This is a genomic window from Micrococcus lylae (assembly GCF_900163825.1).
In the GTDB taxonomy this organism is placed as follows: Bacteria; Actinomycetota; Actinomycetes; order Actinomycetales; family Micrococcaceae; genus Micrococcus; species Micrococcus lylae.
Genome location: NZ_FUKP01000056.1, coordinates 56,453 through 71,715, shown reverse-complemented (window position 1 = coordinate 71,715; position 15,263 = coordinate 56,453). Strand labels below are relative to the sequence as shown.

General features: G+C 72.1%; 14 protein-coding genes. 6 read left to right on the top strand and 8 right to left on the bottom strand.

The window, feature by feature from the left end:
• Nucleotides 1-489: 489 nt before the first annotated feature.
• Both katG and FM125_RS08205 read right to left on the bottom strand, forming a co-directional pair.
• The gene (gene katG / locus FM125_RS08210) at nucleotides 490-2,718 is read right to left on the bottom strand and encodes a catalase/peroxidase HPI (protein WP_070637360.1); all 2,229 of its coding nucleotides are present in this window, start codon (nucleotides 2,716-2,718) and stop codon (nucleotides 490-492) included.
• 13 nt (nucleotides 2,719-2,731) lie between these two features.
• A complete protein-coding gene (locus tag FM125_RS08205) occupies nucleotides 2,732-3,193 on the bottom strand; it encodes a Fur family transcriptional regulator (RefSeq protein ID WP_067191714.1) in 462 nt (153 codons plus the stop codon).
• A 236-nt stretch (nucleotides 3,194-3,429) separates the two neighbouring features.
• Here FM125_RS08205 and FM125_RS08200 point away from each other — a divergent pair, with 236 nt between their 5' ends.
• Nucleotides 3,430-4,575 carry an acyl-CoA dehydrogenase family protein gene (locus FM125_RS08200; protein WP_087134261.1) on the top strand — a complete coding sequence of 382 codons (1,146 nt, stop codon included), beginning with the start codon at nucleotides 3,430-3,432 and terminating at the stop codon, nucleotides 4,573-4,575.
• Nucleotides 4,572-6,659 carry a PIG-L family deacetylase gene (locus tag FM125_RS08195; RefSeq protein WP_087134266.1) on the top strand — a complete coding sequence of 696 codons (2,088 nt, stop codon included), beginning with the start codon at nucleotides 4,572-4,574 and terminating at the stop codon, nucleotides 6,657-6,659. The genes FM125_RS08200 and FM125_RS08195 overlap by 4 nt, the downstream gene beginning before the upstream one ends.
• Before the next feature lie 67 nt (nucleotides 6,660-6,726).
• On the opposite strand, the gene FM125_RS08190 is transcribed toward FM125_RS08195, so the two are convergent.
• Complete coding sequence (locus FM125_RS08190; protein WP_087134260.1) at nucleotides 6,727-8,145, bottom strand: amidase; 1,419 nt, start codon at nucleotides 8,143-8,145, stop codon at nucleotides 6,727-6,729.
• Between the two features lie 175 nt (nucleotides 8,146-8,320).
• On the opposite strand from FM125_RS08190, the gene FM125_RS08185 reads away from it, so the two are divergent.
• The 4 genes from FM125_RS08185 to FM125_RS08170 all read left to right on the top strand — a co-directional run bounded on the left by FM125_RS08185 (nucleotide 8,321) and on the right by FM125_RS08170 (nucleotide 10,711).
• Nucleotides 8,321-8,647 (top strand): rhodanese-like domain-containing protein, encoded by a 327-nt coding sequence (locus FM125_RS08185; RefSeq protein ID WP_067191697.1) that lies wholly within the window; start codon nucleotides 8,321-8,323, stop codon nucleotides 8,645-8,647.
• Entirely contained in the window at nucleotides 8,644-9,630 is a 987-nt protein-coding gene (pheA, locus tag FM125_RS08180; protein WP_245232094.1) for a prephenate dehydratase, read from the top strand. The genes FM125_RS08185 and pheA overlap by 4 nt, the downstream gene beginning before the upstream one ends.
• Before the next feature lie 161 nt (nucleotides 9,631-9,791).
• Complete coding sequence (locus tag FM125_RS08175; protein WP_143745303.1) at nucleotides 9,792-10,316, top strand: hypothetical protein; 525 nt, start codon at nucleotides 9,792-9,794, stop codon at nucleotides 10,314-10,316.
• Nucleotides 10,301-10,711: a hypothetical protein gene (locus FM125_RS08170; protein ID WP_135103269.1), complete on the top strand. Its 411-nt coding sequence runs from the start codon at nucleotides 10,301-10,303 to the stop codon at nucleotides 10,709-10,711. Before FM125_RS08175 ends, FM125_RS08170 begins: the two co-directional genes overlap by 16 nt.
• A 3-nt stretch (nucleotides 10,712-10,714) precedes the next feature.
• Here the strand turns inward: FM125_RS08170 and FM125_RS08165 are convergent, their stop codons facing one another.
• From FM125_RS08165 to FM125_RS08145, 5 genes are all read right to left on the bottom strand, one after another.
• The gene (locus FM125_RS08165) at nucleotides 10,715-11,884 is read right to left on the bottom strand and encodes an ABC transporter permease (protein WP_087134258.1); all 1,170 of its coding nucleotides are present in this window, start codon (nucleotides 11,882-11,884) and stop codon (nucleotides 10,715-10,717) included.
• Nucleotides 11,881-12,585, bottom strand: a complete 705-nt coding sequence (locus FM125_RS08160) for an ABC transporter ATP-binding protein (protein WP_087134257.1) — start codon at nucleotides 12,583-12,585, stop codon at nucleotides 11,881-11,883. The genes FM125_RS08165 and FM125_RS08160 overlap by 4 nt, the downstream gene beginning before the upstream one ends.
• Complete coding sequence (locus tag FM125_RS08155; RefSeq protein ID WP_087134256.1) at nucleotides 12,582-13,427, bottom strand: efflux RND transporter periplasmic adaptor subunit; 846 nt, start codon at nucleotides 13,425-13,427, stop codon at nucleotides 12,582-12,584. Before FM125_RS08155 ends, FM125_RS08160 begins: the two co-directional genes overlap by 4 nt.
• Before the next feature lie 13 nt (nucleotides 13,428-13,440).
• Entirely contained in the window at nucleotides 13,441-13,917 is a 477-nt protein-coding gene (locus tag FM125_RS08150; protein WP_143745301.1) for a hypothetical protein, read from the bottom strand.
• 226 nt (nucleotides 13,918-14,143) lie between these two features.
• Nucleotides 14,144-15,262, bottom strand: coding sequence for a diacylglycerol/lipid kinase family protein (locus FM125_RS08145; protein ID WP_087134254.1), 1,119 nt, complete (start codon nucleotides 15,260-15,262; stop codon nucleotides 14,144-14,146).
• Between the last annotated feature and the right edge of the window lies 1 nt (nucleotide 15,263).

Below are 15,263 nucleotides of genomic sequence, written 5' to 3'. Positions count from 1 at the left end.
TATCCTCTTCGTCGGCAGCGTCAGATGTGTATTAGAGAGAGGATCGTCTGTGTGCCACGGGTCGGAACCGGCGCCGTCGGGGCCGGAATTCCGACGCTGCGGATACAGAAGGTCGGTCACCTCCGGCATCGGGGACGCCACAGGACGGTGGACGCCATGGCGCCGGGGAATCCCCGGCCACCTCCGGTAGCCGGAGCGTCACCCACGACGACGGCCACGCACCCCCGGTGCGCGGCGCACCGGGGCGGGTGTCGTCGTCGGGAATCTGCCGGACCTGGCGGAGAGAGCGGGTCGGCGTCCCCGCCAGACCAGGCGGAACGAGCGGGGCCGGCACCGTCCCCGCCGGACCCGGCGGAACGAACGGGCCGGGCACTGCCCCCGCCAGACCCGGCGGAAAGAACGGGGGCGGGGTCCGACCGGAACGCGCAGCGAACTCCGGTCGAACCCCGCCCCCGAACCCCTTCAGGGAGGGGTCAGCGGATCAGCCGATCACTTCCGGTTCTTCCGCTGCACGTCGTAGCGGTCGGCGTCCATGATCTTGGTCCACGCCTTGACGAAGTCCTTGACGAACTTCTCCTTGGCGTCGTCTGCGGCGTACACCTCGGACACGGTGCGCAGCTCGGAGTTCGAGCCGAACACCAGGTCGTTGCGGGTGCCGAAGAGCTCCTTGCCGTCGGCGGTGACGCCCTTGTAGTGGCCCTCGGACACCTTCTCCCACTGGGTGTCGATGTCCGTGACGGCCTGCAGGAAGTCGTTGGACAGCACGCCCACGTTCTCGGTCCACACGCCGTCCTTCGAGTCCCCGTAGTTGGCGCCGAGCACGCGCAGGCCGGCCACCAGCACGGTCATCTCCGGGGCGGAGAGTCCGAGCAGGTTGGCGCGGTCCACGAGGGCGAACTCGGCCGGGAACTCCTTGTTGGAGCGCGGGTCGTAGTTGCGGAAGCCGTCCACCTTCGGCTCGAGGTAGCCGAAGGACTCCACGTCGGTCTGCTCCTGCGAGGAGTCGCCGCGGCCCGGGGTGAAGGGCACCTGGACGGGCACGCCGCCGTCGGCGGCGGCCTTCTCGATCGCCCAGTTGCCGGCCAGGACCAGGGTGTCCGCGAAGGACACGCCCTGCTCGGCGGCGATCTTCTCCAGGGCCTCGATGACCGGGCCGGTGACGGCCGGCTCGTTGACCTCCCAGGAGCGCTGCGGCTCGAGGCGGATGCGGCCGCCGTTGGCGCCGCCGCGGAAGTCGGAGCCGCGGTAGGTGGAGGCGGCGGCCCAGACGGTCTTCACCACGGCCGGGACGGAGAGGCCGGCAGCGGCCACGGCGTCCTTGACCGCCTTGACCTCGGCGTCGCCGGGCACGGAGGCCGGGGCCGGGATCGGATCCATCCAGACGAGCTCCTCGGTGGGCACCTCGGGGCCGTAGTGGCGGGAGATCGGGCCCATGTCACGGTGGGTCAGCTTGAACCAGGCGCGGGAGTAGGCGTCGTGGAAGGCCTCGAAGTCGTCCTTGAAGCGACGGGCGATCTTGTCGTACTCGGGGTCGAAGCGCAGGGCGAGGTCCGAGGTCAGCATGCGCGGCTCGCGGCGGCCGCTGCCGTCCGCCTCGGGCACCATGTCCGAGCCGCCGCCGTTGACCGGGCGCCACTGGTTGGCACCGGCCGGGGACTGGAACAGCTCCCACTCGTAGGCGTAGAGGATGTGGAAGAACTCGTTGTCCCAGCGGGTCGGGTGGTAGGTCCAGGTGACCTCGAGGCCGGAGCCGATGGTGTCGATGCCCTTGCCGGACTTGTAGGAGGACTTCCAGCCCAGGCCCATCTGCTCCATCGGGGCGCCCTCGGGCTCCGGGCCGACGTGCTCCGGGACGGTGCCGGCGCCGTGGGTCTTGCCGAAGGTGTGGCCGCCGCCGATGAGGGCGACGGTCTCCTCGTCGTTCATGCCCATGCGCTTGAAGGTCTCGCGGATGTCGCGGGCGGACTTGACCGGGTCCGGCTCGCCCTCCGGGCCCTCCGGGTTCACGTAGATCAGGCCCATCTCCACGGCGGCGAGGGGGTTGTCCAGCTCGCGGTCGCCCCTGTAGCGCTCGGCGCCGCCGTTGGTCCACTCGGTCTCCGGGCCCCAGTACACGTCGTCCTCGGGCTCGTAGGCGTCGATGCGGCCGCCGGAGAAGCCGTAGGTCGGCATGCCCATGATCTCGTGGGCGACGTTGCCGGTGAGGATCATCAGGTCCGCCCAGGAGAGGTTCTGGCCGTACTTCTTCTTGACCGGCCACAGCAGGCGGCGGGCCTTGTCCAGGGAGACGTTGTCCGGCCAGGAGTTCAGGGGGGCGAACCGCTGCTGGCCGGTGCCGCCGCCGCCGCGGCCGTCCTGGGAGCGGTAGGTGCCGGCGGCGTGCCAGGCCATGCGGATCATGAACGGGCCGTAGTTGCCGAAGTCGGCAGGCCACCAGTCCTTGGAGGTGGTGAGCACCTCGGCGATGTCCTTCTTCACCTCGGCCAGGTCGAGGGTCTCGAAGGCGGCCGGGTAGTCGAAGTCCGGGTCATGCGGGTTGATGACCGGCTGCTCCTTGGCGAGGATCTTCAGGTTCAGACGGTTCTTCCACCACTGCTGGTTCGCGTCGCCGGAGGCGGGATGCGGCAGGGAGGCGCCGTGGGCGACCGGGCAGCCGCCCTGGGTCGCGTCCTCGCTCACCTGGCCGAGGGTGGTGGTCTCGTCATGCTGGGAGGCCATGATCGTCCTTTCGTCAGAGGGTGGAGTGGGGGAGGGTGGTGTCCTCGGCCGCACAGGCGGGGCAGCGGCCCCAGTAGTAGACCTCGGCCTCGTCGATCGCGAAGCCGTGGTCCTCGGGCGCGCTCAGGCACGGCGCGGATCCGGTGTGGCAGGGGACGTCCACGAGGGCGCCGCAGCCGCGGCACACCAGGTGGTGGTGGTTGTCATGAGCGTCGAGCTCATAGCGTGCGGTGGAGCCCGCCGGCTGCAGGGACCGCACGAGCCGCGCCTCGGTCAGGGTGTGCAGGGAGTCGTACACGGCCTGGTGGGAGACGGTGGGCTGGCCCTCGCGGACGGCGGTGAGCACGTCGGCGGCATCCGCGTGCGGGTGCTCGCGCAGGGCGGCGAGCACACCGAGGCGGGGGCGCGTGACGCGCAGGCCGGCCGCGCGCAGCAGGGCTGCGTCGTCCGAGGCCTCCTTCAGTGCTGTGCTCATGGTCTCCACCCAACCGCCTTTTCTTGAGTCAGTCAAGAAAACGTCGGGTCTGTGTCCGGTGGCCGGACGGTGACGCCCGGGTTGCTCCCGGCCCCCGTCCCTCCTTCCCGACGTCGGCCCCTCGCCGCGGCCGTCCGCCGCACCCGGGCCGTTCCCCCTGGTCAGCCCAGGGCCCTACAGTCGCAGTCTCGGGCCGTGCACCTGCGGCCCCCGACGTCGTCTCCAGGAGGCTCGCCATGCCCGTGCACCGGGTCCGTTTCGCATCCGTCCGCTCACAGCGTGATCCGTCCGCTCCCGCCCCGTCCGTCGACGCCCGCGAGGCCGCTGAGGAGCGGCTGCTGGAGGCGCTCGCCGAGGCCGCCGGTGCGGACGAGCCTGTGACCGCGTTGGCCGCCATCCTCGAGGACGCGGACCCGGCGGAGCTGCCGCTGACCGGAGCCGGGCGCACCCGAGCCCAGTGGGAGATCCTCGCGACCCTCGGTGCCCGCAGCCTGGCGGCCGCCCGGGTGTTGGAGCCGCACCTGGACGCCCTCTCGATCCTGGCGCAGGCCGACGTGCCGGCCCCGTCGGGCCTGCTGGGCGTGTATGCGTCCGAGTCCGGCGGCGTGACCCTCACCGCCACCCGGCTCACCAAGCACGACGACGGCTCGGACACCTGGCGCCTGGACGGCACGAAGCCGTGGTGCTCGCTGGCGGCGGACTGCACCTCCGCCGTGGTGACCGCCCGGCGGGAGGACGACGGACGTCCGCAGGCGTTCCTGGTGGACCTGCGCCACCCCGGTGTGGACGTGGGGGAGCCGGCCTGGCCGGCCCTGGGCCTGCGGGCCGTGACCACCGGTCCAGTGGCCTTCGATGCCGTCCCGGCCGTGGAGGTCGGGGGTCCCGAGTGGTATCTGCAGCGCCCCGGCTTCGCCTGGGGCGGCATCGGGGTGGCGGCCTGCTGGTTCGGCGGCGCCGTGCATGCGGCACGCACCCTGCGTGCCCAGCTGCACCGCCGGCAGGCGCGAGCGGACGAGGGCCGCGGCACGGGACCGGACCAGATCGGGCAGGCCGCGTACGGCCGGGTGGACCGGCTGCTGCGCGCAGCCGCCGTCGTGCTGGGCGCCGCCGCGGACGCCGTGGATGCCGGGGAGCTGGACCACGCCTGCGGCATGGTGGAGGCGGACCGCGTCCGCGGGACCGTGGCGCAGGTCTGCACCGAGGTCCTGCAGACGGTGGGCGAGGCCACCGGTCCGGGGCCGCTGACCCAGGACGCCGGGCACGCCCAGATGGTGGCGGACCTTCAGGTCTACCTGCGCCAGCACCACGGAGACCGGGACGACGCCCGCCTCGGCGCCGCCCTGCTCGAGGACGAGCACACCGGAGCCGAGGCGTGGTGGTGAGCTTCTCGCATCTGGACGACGGCACCGCCGAGTCCGCGTGGGAGGAGGCCGGGATCGCCGACCTGCCACTGCTGCGTCTGCCCCCGCTCGACCGCACCTGGCTCGTGGTGGTGGCGGTCGCCCATCCGGACGACGAGACCCTCGGCGCCACGGGATTGATCCGCACTTCCCTGCGCGCCGGTGCACGGGTGGAGCTGGTGGTGGCCACCGCCGGCGAGGCCTCCCATCCGGACTCGCCCACGCACACCCAGGAGCGGCTGCGCGCCCTGCGCGGTCCGGAGCTCGAGCACGCCGCCGACGCCTTGGGCGGGGACGCCCGGGACCGGCTCCGCGTCCGTCGCCTGGACCTGCCGGACTCGCAGGTGGCAGCCCATGAGGCAGAGCTCCGAGGCGCCGTGGCGGACCTGGTCGCGGCGCATCGGCCCGGCCCGGTCCTGCTCGTGGCCCATGACCGCACGGACGGCCACGCGGACCACGACGCCGTCGGCCGGGCCGTCGGGGCGCTCGCCGCGCAGGAGCATCTGCCGCTGTGCGAGTTCCCGCTGTGGTTCTGGCACTGGGGAGCGCCGGAGGCCCTGCCCTCCCGCCGCTACCGCCGCCTGCCCCTGAGCGACCAGGACCGGCGGGCCCGCCGGGACGCCCTGGCCGCGCACGCCTCCCAGGTGGCACCGCTCTCGGACGCCCCCGGCGACGAGGCGATCCTGTCCCCGCAGATGCTCACGCACTTCGACCGCGCATTCGACTGCGCCCGCTATTCCGGCCCGGGCGAGCACGACGCCTACCGCGCCGAGGCCGTGTTCGACCTCCTCTACGCCGGCGCCGAGGACCCGTGGCGCTACCTCTCCAGCCCCTATGAGCGGCGCAAGCGGGCGCTCACCCTTGCCCTGCTGACGCGCCCCCGGTATGGGCGGGTCATGGAAGCCGGCGCCTCGATCGGTGTGCTCACCGCCGAGCTCGCCGACCGGGCGGACGAGGTCGTGGGGCTGGAAGCCTCCCCACTGGCCGTCGAGCGGGCGCAGGCCCGGCTCGACGGACTGCCGCACGCGGAGGTCCGGCGGGCGGTGCTGCCGGAGCAGTGGCCGCAGGAGCCCGCACCGCTCGACCTCGCCGTGGTCTCCGAGATCGGCTACTTCCTGCAGCCGGAGGAGCTCGACGAGCTCGTCGACTGCATCGACCGGGACATGGCACTGGATGGCGAGGTGCTGGCCTGCCACTGGCGTCAGCCCGTGCAGGGCTGGCCCCTGGACGGTGACGACGTCCACGCCCGTCTCGCTGCGGACCCCCGCTGGCGGATGGTCGCCGAGCACCTCGAGGCGGACGTCCGCCTGGCCCTGCTGGCCCGCGCCCACACGGCTGACCATGCCGTCGTGGTGGTCCCCGCGAAGGACGAGGAGGCGGACCTGCCGGACTGCCTGGAGGCCCTCACCGCCACGGTGGACCGCTGGGAGGAGCAGCACGCGCAGGGGTCCGCGGCCGTCGTCGTGGTGGCGGACCGGTGTACGGATCGGACGGTGGAGATCGCCCGCGCGAAGGCGCAGGAGGACCCCCGGTTCCATGTTCTCGAGCTGGGCGCGGACACCCCGGGGCGGCCGAGCGTGGGCCGTGCCCGTGATGTGGGTGCCCGGCACGGCCGCAGCCTGTTCCCGGACGTGCCGGGCGAGCGGCTGTGGGTCGCATCCACGGACGCGGACACCCGCGTGCCCCCCGGCTGGCTCACGGGGCTGGCCGTGCTCGGCACCGGCGTGGACGTGGAGGATCCGCGCTGGGCCCTCGTGCTGGGCACCGTGGACCTCGCCGGCGCCGACCCCGCGCTGCGGCAGGCCTGGGCCGCCGAGTACGAGCACCGCGAGGGACACGGCCACGTGCACGGGGCCAACATGGGCCTGACCTGGGCGCAGTACGAGGCGCTCGGCGGTGTATCGCACTGCGCTGAGCACGAGGACGTCGGCCTGGTCGAGGCCGCGCGGGCGCACGGCGTGCCGGTGGTGGCGACGGACCGGGTACGGGTGGCGACGTCCGCGCGCCTGGACGGGCGCTCGCCCGGCGGGTTCGCCGGCTACCTCGCCGGCCTGCCAGTGGACTGAGCCCCGTCCTTCCTTCCCGACGACGGCCCCGCGCCGCGGCCGTCCGCCGCGCCCGGGCCGTCGGGCGTCAGGCGCGTGCGGCCTCCAGCTGGGCGGCAAGGGCGAGCAGCTGGGTCTCGGCCCCGGGGCGGCCGATCACCTGCACGGACCAGCTCAGGCCCTCCTCGCTCCGCAGCACGGGCACGGAGGCCGCCGGCAGTCCGAGCACGTTGACCATGGACGTGTACGGGGTGAACCTGCACTGCTCCGCGTAGTTCTCCTCCGGCTCCAGGGCGGTGAAGTGGCCGATCTCCGGGGGTGCGAAGGCGAGCACAGGGGTGAGGACCACGTCGTACGCGGCGAACTGGCCGCGCACGTGCCGCGCCCAGGCCGTCAGCCGGTCCACCGCGGCCTCGGTCTCCTCCTGCGGCCGTGCGCTCGCGGTGGCCAGGAAGTCGGCGGCCAGCGGGCCGAGGTGGGCCGCGGCGCCCTGAGGGAGCTCGGCCTTGAGCAGGTTGGAGGTCCACACGGCACGGAAGTCCTGGTGGTAGTCCTCGCCGTACTCCGGGGTGAACTCCTCCACGCTGTGGCCGAGCCCGGCCAGGGCGGTTGCGGCGCGGGTCATGGCGGTCAGAGCGGAATTGGCCAGGCGGATCTCCAGGGAGGGCCCGAACGGGGAGGCCGTCGTCAGCCCGAGGCGCAGGGGCCGCGGGCGCTCGCCGGCGGCAAGGGACGCGGCGTCCGCCTGCACGTCCGGCAGGGTGCGGCCGGCCAGGCCCTCGGCCGAGGTCATCACGTCGAAGAGCAGGGCGGCGTCCTCGGCGGTGTGCGCCAGCGGGCCGGCGCAGGTCAGGTTGGTGACCGTGTCCTCGGCCCGGTCCGAGGGGACGGTGCCGCGGCCGGGCTTGAGCCCGACGAGGCCGCAGGCGGCGGCCGGGATCCGGATGGAGCCGCCGCCGTCGCTGCCCGGGGCGAACGGCAGGATCCCGGCGGCCACCGCCGCGGCGGCGCCGCCGGACGAGCCGCCTGCGGAGCGCGTGAGGTCGAAGGGATTGCGGGCCGCCCCGCCGAGCGGGTTCTCCGAGTGGGAGTCCAGGCCGAACTCGGGGACGGTGGTCTTGCCCAGGGTCACGGAGCCGGCCGCGCGCAGCCGGGCCACCAGCGGGTCGTCCTGGGTGGGCACCGGGGCGGCGGCGGTGAGTGCGGAGCCGTGGCGGGTGGGCAGTCCGGCCACGTCCAGCAGGTCCTTGTAGGCCAGCGGCATGCCGATCAGCTGCCGGCGGTCGTCCTCGTCGCTGCGGAGGGCCGCGTCCGCGGCGGCGGCCTGCTCCCGGGCGCTCTCGGCGTCCAGGAGGGCGAAGGCGCCGAGGTCCGCGTTGCGCTCCGCGGCGGTCAGGGCGACCTCGACGGTCTCGGCGGCGGTGAGGGCTCCGGAGGCGAGGTCGTCGCGCAGCTGCACGGCGGAGCGGTCCATCAGGCGGGCGAGGCGATCGGGTGTGGTTGCCATGGGACCCAGCGTAGAAGGTTCCGCTGTCAGTCCGCGGCGAGCAGCCCGGCGGAGGAAGCCGCTGAGGACCTCTGTGGGGGAGGGGACGGGCCGCTGCTCGGCCGCCTGACGGCCGGTCTCCGAGACGCCCGCCGCCTGTGGCCACCGCGGCGGCGGGCCCGGCTACCCTGGCCCCATGAGCATGTTCGAGACCGTCACCGTTGACCAGATCCCCGCCGACGCCGCGATCCTGGACGTCCGTGAGGACGACGAGTTCGCCCTCGGCCGCGCCGCCGGCGCCCAGCACATCCCGCTCGGCCAGCTGCCCGAGCGCATCGACGACCTGGACCCGGACACGGACTACTACGTCATCTGCCGCACCGGCGGCCGCTCTGCCCGCGCCGCCGAGTTCCTGGTGGGCCGCGGCTACTCGGCCCTCAACGTGGCCGGCGGTTCCGACGCCTGGCTGGAGGCCGGCAAGCCGATGGAGGCCGACGGCGACGCCGAGCCGACCGTCAAGTGATCGCGCCTCTGCCGCCCGTCTCCTCTGAGGCGGGTCGGGCGCGCGCCCGCTTCACCTTCCTCGGACCCGAGGGCACCTTCACCGAGGCGGCGCTGCGGCAGATCCCCGAGGTCGCCGAGTCGGACGTGACCCCGTCCTCCTCCGTGATCTCCGCGCTGGCCGCCGTGCGCGCCGGCGACGCCGACTACGCGATGGTGCCGATCGAGAACTCCGTGGAGGGCGGCGTCTCCGCCACCCTGGACGACGTGGCCTCCGGAGACGACCTGCAGATCCTCGCCGAGGTCCTCGTGCCCATCAGCTTCGTGCTGGTCGGCCGGGAGGGCATCGGCCTGGACGAGGTCTGCCGCATCACCACCCACACCCACGCCTGGGCGCAGGTCCGCGGCTGGGCGGACGCACACCTGCCCTCCGCCGAGTTCACGCCGGCCTCCTCCACGGCGGCCGGAGCCCGCCTGTTGCTGCCGCAGCCCCACGACGACGGCACGGCCGCCCCCGCCTTCGACGCGGCGGTCTGTGCCCCGCTGGTGGCGGAGCAGACCGGGCTGCCCGTGCTGGCCGAACGCATCGAGGACACCGCCGGTGCGGTGACCCGGTTCGTGCTGGTGGGCCGCCCGGGCCCGCTGCCGGAGCCGACCGGCTCGGACAAGACCACGCTGACCGTGCCGCTGCCGGACGACCACCCGGGTGCACTGTTGGAGATCCTGGAACAGTTCTCCACCCGCGGGATCAACCTCTCCCGCATCGAGTCCCGGCCGACCGGCTCGGGGCTGGGCCAGTACTTCTTCTCGATCGACCTGGAGGGGCACCTGGCCGAGGAGCGGGTGCAGGCGGCCCTGGCCGCGCTGCACCGGATCTTCCCGGGTGTCCGGTTCCTGGGCTCCTACCCGCGCGCGGTCGAACGCATGGTGAAGGTGCCGACCCACATGAGCGATGCGGCCTACCGCTCCGGTCGGGAGTGGGTGGCAGGGCTGCTGCAGCGCTGAGCGTCAGCGGCGCAGGGCGGAGGTCTGGGCGGCCGTGTCACACGGGGGTGCAGACGTTTCTGGCCTCGGCCGATGGAGGCGGGGAAGAGTGGACTTTCGTTGGTGGAGTGGAGTCCCTAGCCTGTGGTGAAGCAAAGATCACTCCACGGGTAGGGAAAAGCGTGCGCATCAAGCAAAGCTTCATTGCGATGGCGATATCTGTGATGTTGCTCCTCTCGGTCGTTTCGCCATCGACGGCCGTCGCGGCAGATCGTCTAAGTAGCCAAGGAGCACCGGCAGAGACGATGCTCTGGGAGGCGCGTCACGAACGTGCTACCACTCGTGACCTGCGGGTGAACGCCGGTGATGTGACCGCTCAGCTGGCCACAGGCGGGCAGGCCGAGACCCAAGGGCTGAAGAGTGAAGTGGTCAAGGTCGCTCTGCGGGGTGTCGCCGGTGCGATGCGAGGTGGCGGGCAGAAGTTCGTCACCATGGCGGACGGGTTTCTGGATAAGAGGGCCGCCGACGTGATCCGACGGGACAGTGTCCGGATCGCCGATGCCATCGACGATGTGGCGAACATCCCCGATGTCGCCACGCATCAGGTCCGGTCAGAGGTATACAAACGCTTGAGCGCCATCATGGATGACGGGACCGCGAACGTCATCGCCAATGCCGTCGAGGGGGTGCTATGGGTTCTGCTGTGACAACTGAGGACGTTGCGCGTCTGGAGGCGCGTGTCGAGAGGCTCGAAGAGAAGCTGTCCGAGGCAATGGGTCTCATTCAGTCTCTCGTGGTGAGTGTCGAGTTCAACGACAAGGAGCCATTCGCTAGAGAATGTGCCGTGCACTTTATCTCAGGCGTGAAGCAAGCGGCCGTCCAGATGCAAATCGCCATCATGGAGACTCGGATGAAGGGGCAGCCGGTCGATACATACCCGGACACGATGTTCGGGCAGTTCCCGTCTGTGGTTGCCGCCAAGCGTCAAGAGTTCTCCAGTATGGACGACATGGCCGAGTCGTTGGCGCCGCTGGTGGGCAGTCGGGAGTTGGCCAAGAAACTCGTCGTCGCCTACCGGCAGCGTGGGCTCGGCCAGCAGTGAGCGTCAGCGGCGCAGGGCGTCAGCCACGGGAAGACGGGTGGCCTTCCACGCCGGCAGCGCCGAACCCAGTGCCGCTGTGAGTGCGGCAGCCGACAGTCCGAGGCCGAAGGCCTCCCAGGGCACCGCCGGAACGCGGTGGGCGCCGCCTTCGGGCAGCCAGAGCGGCGCGGCCAGGTGCATGAGGCCGACAACCAGGCCCACGGCCACCACGGTCACGATCACCGCGAGCAGCAGGGACGACCCCATCACCTGGATGAAGAGGTGGCTTCTCCGGGCGCCGAGTGCCCGGCGGACCACGAGTTCGCGTGAGCGCTCGGCGATCGAGGCCAGACCGATGTTCAACAGGCCCAGGGCGGAGACCAGGAGGGCGGCCACCGCCACGGCGGAGAACACCGCCTGCATGAAGGACAGCGACTCCCGCAGCTCCCCGACGCGATCCACACGCAATGGCTGCTCCGAGCCTGGATCCACGCCCGCCGCGGCCACGGCCGCCGTGACGGCCACCGCGGCATCGGGCCCCTGCTCCGGTGGCACCACGAAGCGCAGGAGCGGCTGGGTGGACGCCGGATCGGGCGGCTGCCGGACCTCCCAGAGTGCGAGGGGTGCCCACATCCGCGGGGAGGCGTCGCCGTCATCCACGATGCCGGACACCGTCAGGCGGGTGGGGGCGCCGCCGTCCGTCAGCGGTGTCCACACCACGTCCCCGGGCTGCAGTCCGGCCTCGGCTGCCACCGCGTTCAGGACGACCACGCCCGGCAGGCCGGATCCCAGGTCCGGTGATCCGGCCAGGACGGGGTAGCGGTAGAAGTCCGTGAGCCGCCCTGAGGTCCAGAGCGTCTCCACGGAGCGCAGCTCCGGAGCCGGGGCATCATGGGCGCTGAGCATCAGGGGACTGGTGGTGGAGATCTCAGGGCGGGCGGGGGCGCCGCCGAGCCGACGCTGAGACAGTTCCGCGGCGTCCAGGGACTGTGTGGCCGTCGCCGGCGGAAGCGTGAGCACGTGGCTGCCGGCGATGCCGTCCGTCTGCTCCACGGAGGCTACGAAGACATCGTCCACCACCGCACTGGCCGCGGTGATGCCGACCACCACGAGCACGCCGACGAGCATGCTGAGGCCGGTCAAGATGGAGCGGAGGCGCTGGGCCCGCAGGTCCGCCCAGAGCGTGCCGATCATGGGCGGTCCTCCTCACGGAGGGTTCCCTCGCCGAGCCGGAACACACGGTCCATCACGCCTGCGACGGCGTCGTCATGCGTCACCACGACGAGGCACCGCCCTTCATGCCGGGCTGTGGCCACGAGCATGTCCAGCACTCGGGTGCCGGTCTCTTCGTCCAGGGCCCCGGTGGGCTCATCGGCGAGCACCACGGCCGGTTCCAGCAGGAGGGCACGGGCGATCGCCACCCGCTGCTGCTCTCCGCCGGACAGGCGCAGGGGCAGGTCCGAACCCCTCCCGCCCAGGCCGACGGCATCGAGCAGTTCCTCTGCGCGGCGCCGGGCCTGGGTGCGTCGGCCGCCGGATGCCTCGCGTGGTGCGTACGTGGCAGGCACCAGCACGTTGTCCAGGACGCTGAGGTGGGGAATGAGCGAGTAGTTCTGGAAGACGAAGCCGATGTGGCGATTGCGCAGGCGGGCGGCGTCCGCGTCCGAGACGGTGGAGACGTCCGTGCCGTCCAGTGTGATCGTGCCGTGTTCGGGGCGTTGCATGAGGCCGAGCAGCGTGAGCAGGGTGGTCTTGCCGGACCCAGACCTGCCCAGGATCGCGGCCGTCTCACCGCCTCGCACGGTCAGATCGACATCCGTGAACAGAGTCTTCCGCCCTTGCCCCACCGGAAAGGAAGCGGAGAGTTCGCGCAGCTCCAGGACGGGGTCGCTCATTCGAACCCGGGTGCGGCCACGGTGACCTCGTCGCCTTCGGCGAGGCCCTCGGTGATCTCGATCAACGTGCCGTCTGAGACACCGAGCCCCACCGGGCGGCGTTCCACGGTGCCGTCCGCGCTCAATACAGCCACCTCGCCGCTGCCCTGGCGGCCGCTGACGGCGGAGAGCGGGAGGGTCAGCACGTCCTCACGCGTCTCCAGCTGCAGCCCGACGCGGGCGGTGAGCCCGGGAACGGCCTCGGTGTCCAGGGACAGCAGGCACAGGGCCGAGTACGGTGCGGCCGAGTCCGCCGGATCCTGTGCCGTGTCTTCCGGCCCGGCCACTGTGCCGGCCAAAGTGCACTCCAGCCCACCGGGGCCACCGTCAATGGTGGTCTTGGCCGAGGTGGGAGCCGTGGCCACCCGGTAGGCCTGCTCCGCAGGCACCTGCAGTTGGACGGCGAGTCCGCCATGGCGGATGACGGCGGCGGTGGCACCTCGGCCGACCCGGGTCCCCTCCGCCGCCGGCAGGTCCGCGACGATGCCGTCATGCGGTGCGGTCAGGGGGACATCGCCGACGCGCACGACCGGGGAACCGCCGGCCGTCACCGGCTCGTCCGGGGAGGTGTTGCCCAGGGAGAGGGTTCCGGCCTTCGGTGCGGCCAGGGCGTACTCCGGGCGGTCCACCACCGTTCCGGGGACGACCAGGACGGAGGCGAGGTCGCCGCGCTCGACGGTGAGGGTCTGCGGCGCTGCTTGTGCGGGGGGACCGGCAACGGACGGATCCGACGCCGGGGTGCAGCCCGACACCGCGAATGCACAGGCGAGCGCCGTGAGGAAAGGGCCAGTCTTGCCGTTCATCACGCCGTGTCCCTCACGACCCTTCGGGGCAGTTCGCCGCGACTTCCTGGCGGAACTTCGTGAGATCGCCGAGCCGGGCCTCGTCCAGGGCCTCACGCTCCGGGTTGCCGACGGAGTACTTGATCATCGGGTCCTTCAGGCCGTCCGCGAGTCGTCCCTCGGCACGGTCCCGCCGCGGGACGTCTCCGTCGTCATGGGCGCGGAGGTACTCACGTGTCCAGAAGCACATGTAGTCGGACAGTGCCAAAACGCGGCCAGCGTCGACTCCGTACTCAGTCGGTTCCTCCGGCGGCTTCAGCTCACCATAGGAGTCGCCTTCGGGAAGCGGCAGGCGCTCGGCGTAGTCGTGGAACTCCTGCTCATAGGCGGCGAAGTCCACATACCCGTCGTCCGCGTCATCAGCGCAGCCGGTGAGACCCACCAGAACGAGCGGCAGAAGAAGCAACGCGGTGGTGCGTGCTGTCCGCGTGGTGTCGCGGCCTCTGCGCATTCCGCCCCCCTCCCAGAATCTGTGTCGAAGATATGAGGAGAGTATTCATCAGGGGGGGGGAGCGTGGCAACTGCACTGGGCCGCCCGAGGTCGGTGGGCGCAGGGCGAAGGTGTGGCGCACCCCAGACAGGCACGTGCCCCCGCACCGCCTTCTCGGCGGCGACGGGGGCACGGGAGGTGAGGGACCGTCGTCGGGAAGCGGTGCCCTGTGCGGCCCTGGGGAGGGTCAGCGCGGCAGCATCACGGTGAGGGAGTCCGCCACCAGGCGGGCGTCGATGCCGACGACTTCTCCGGTGGAGTCGCCGTCCAGCTGGGAGACGATCGGCTTGTCGAAGCGGACCTGCACGCGGGTGCCCTGCAGGGTCTCCATCACGGGGATCTTCACACGGTGGCCCACCAGAGTGTTCGCGGCGATGCGCGCCCAGTCCAGCACGTGCCGCGGGGAGAGGACCATGACGTCCAGCAGGCCGTCGTCCGGCTTCGCGTCCGGCAGCAGCTCCAGACCTCCCTGCAAGGTGCCGCAGTTGGCCACCAGCACGGAGCGGACCTTGTAGCGGCGCGGGGAGCCTCCGTCCATGGTGATGGTGGCGTCCTGGCGGTCGCCCGGCAGGTGGCGCAGGCCCGCCTCGCCGTAGGCGATCCAGCCGGCCCTGGCCTTCAGGTCGTCACGGGTGTCCCCCATGACCTCGGCGTCCAGGCCCACGCCGCCGATCACCACGGCGGTGTGGCGGTGGCGCTCGCCGTCCTCGCCCTCGAGGCGCACGTCCAGGGTGTCGATCGTCTTGGTAGTGCCGTTCAGAGCGGCGGCGATGCATGCCCCGAAGTCCGTGATGGGCAGGTCCAGGTTGCGGGCCAGCAGGTTGCCGGTGCCCATCGGGACGATGCCCAGGCGGACGTCCGTGCCCACGAGCTGCTCGGCCACGGTGCGGACCGTGCCGTCGCCGCCGGCGGCGATGACCACCCTCACGCCGGCCGCCTTCGCATCCGCGGCCATCTGGGTGCCCGGGTCCTCCTCAGTGGTCTCCAGGACCAGCACCTCACCCATGCCCATGTCCCGGGCGGCGGCCAGCACCTGTTTGCGGACCTCGTCCGCGCGGTTCTTCACCGGGTTGATCACGAGGGCGACCTCGTGCCGTCCGGCGGCGTCCCCGGACTGCTCGTCCACCTGGGTCTTCAGCTGGTCCACCCGGTCCACCAGCAACTGGCGCTCAGAGCGCAGCCGCTCGACCTGCTTGCTCAGCCGCCGGACGCGCACGTGGTTCCACACGAGCACCACGCAGACCGCCGCCACGGCGACGAGCGCGATGACGGCGAGGACCATCTCCAGGGGGGTCTCACTGTTCATA

Coding starts and splice junctions, on each gene's coding strand:
- katG (WP_070637360.1), bottom strand. CDS start 2,718: ATGGCCTCCCAGCATGACGAGACCACCACCCTCGGCCAGGTGAGCGAG.
- FM125_RS08205 (WP_067191714.1), bottom strand. CDS start 3,193: ATGAGCACAGCACTGAAGGAGGCCTCGGACGACGCAGCCCTGCTGCGC.
- FM125_RS08200 (WP_087134261.1), top strand. CDS start 3,430: ATGCCCGTGCACCGGGTCCGTTTCGCATCCGTCCGCTCACAGCGTGAT.
- FM125_RS08190 (WP_087134260.1), bottom strand. CDS start 8,145: ATGGCAACCACACCCGATCGCCTCGCCCGCCTGATGGACCGCTCCGCC.
- FM125_RS08185 (WP_067191697.1), top strand. CDS start 8,321: ATGAGCATGTTCGAGACCGTCACCGTTGACCAGATCCCCGCCGACGCC.
- FM125_RS08170 (WP_135103269.1), top strand. CDS start 10,301: ATGGGTTCTGCTGTGACAACTGAGGACGTTGCGCGTCTGGAGGCGCGT.
- FM125_RS08165 (WP_087134258.1), bottom strand. CDS start 11,884: ATGATCGGCACGCTCTGGGCGGACCTGCGGGCCCAGCGCCTCCGCTCC.
- FM125_RS08160 (WP_087134257.1), bottom strand. CDS start 12,585: ATGAGCGACCCCGTCCTGGAGCTGCGCGAACTCTCCGCTTCCTTTCCG.
- FM125_RS08155 (WP_087134256.1), bottom strand. CDS start 13,427: ATGAACGGCAAGACTGGCCCTTTCCTCACGGCGCTCGCCTGTGCATTC.
- FM125_RS08150 (WP_143745301.1), bottom strand. CDS start 13,917: ATGCGCAGAGGCCGCGACACCACGCGGACAGCACGCACCACCGCGTTG.
- FM125_RS08145 (WP_087134254.1), bottom strand. CDS start 15,262: ATGAACAGTGAGACCCCCCTGGAGATGGTCCTCGCCGTCATCGCGCTC.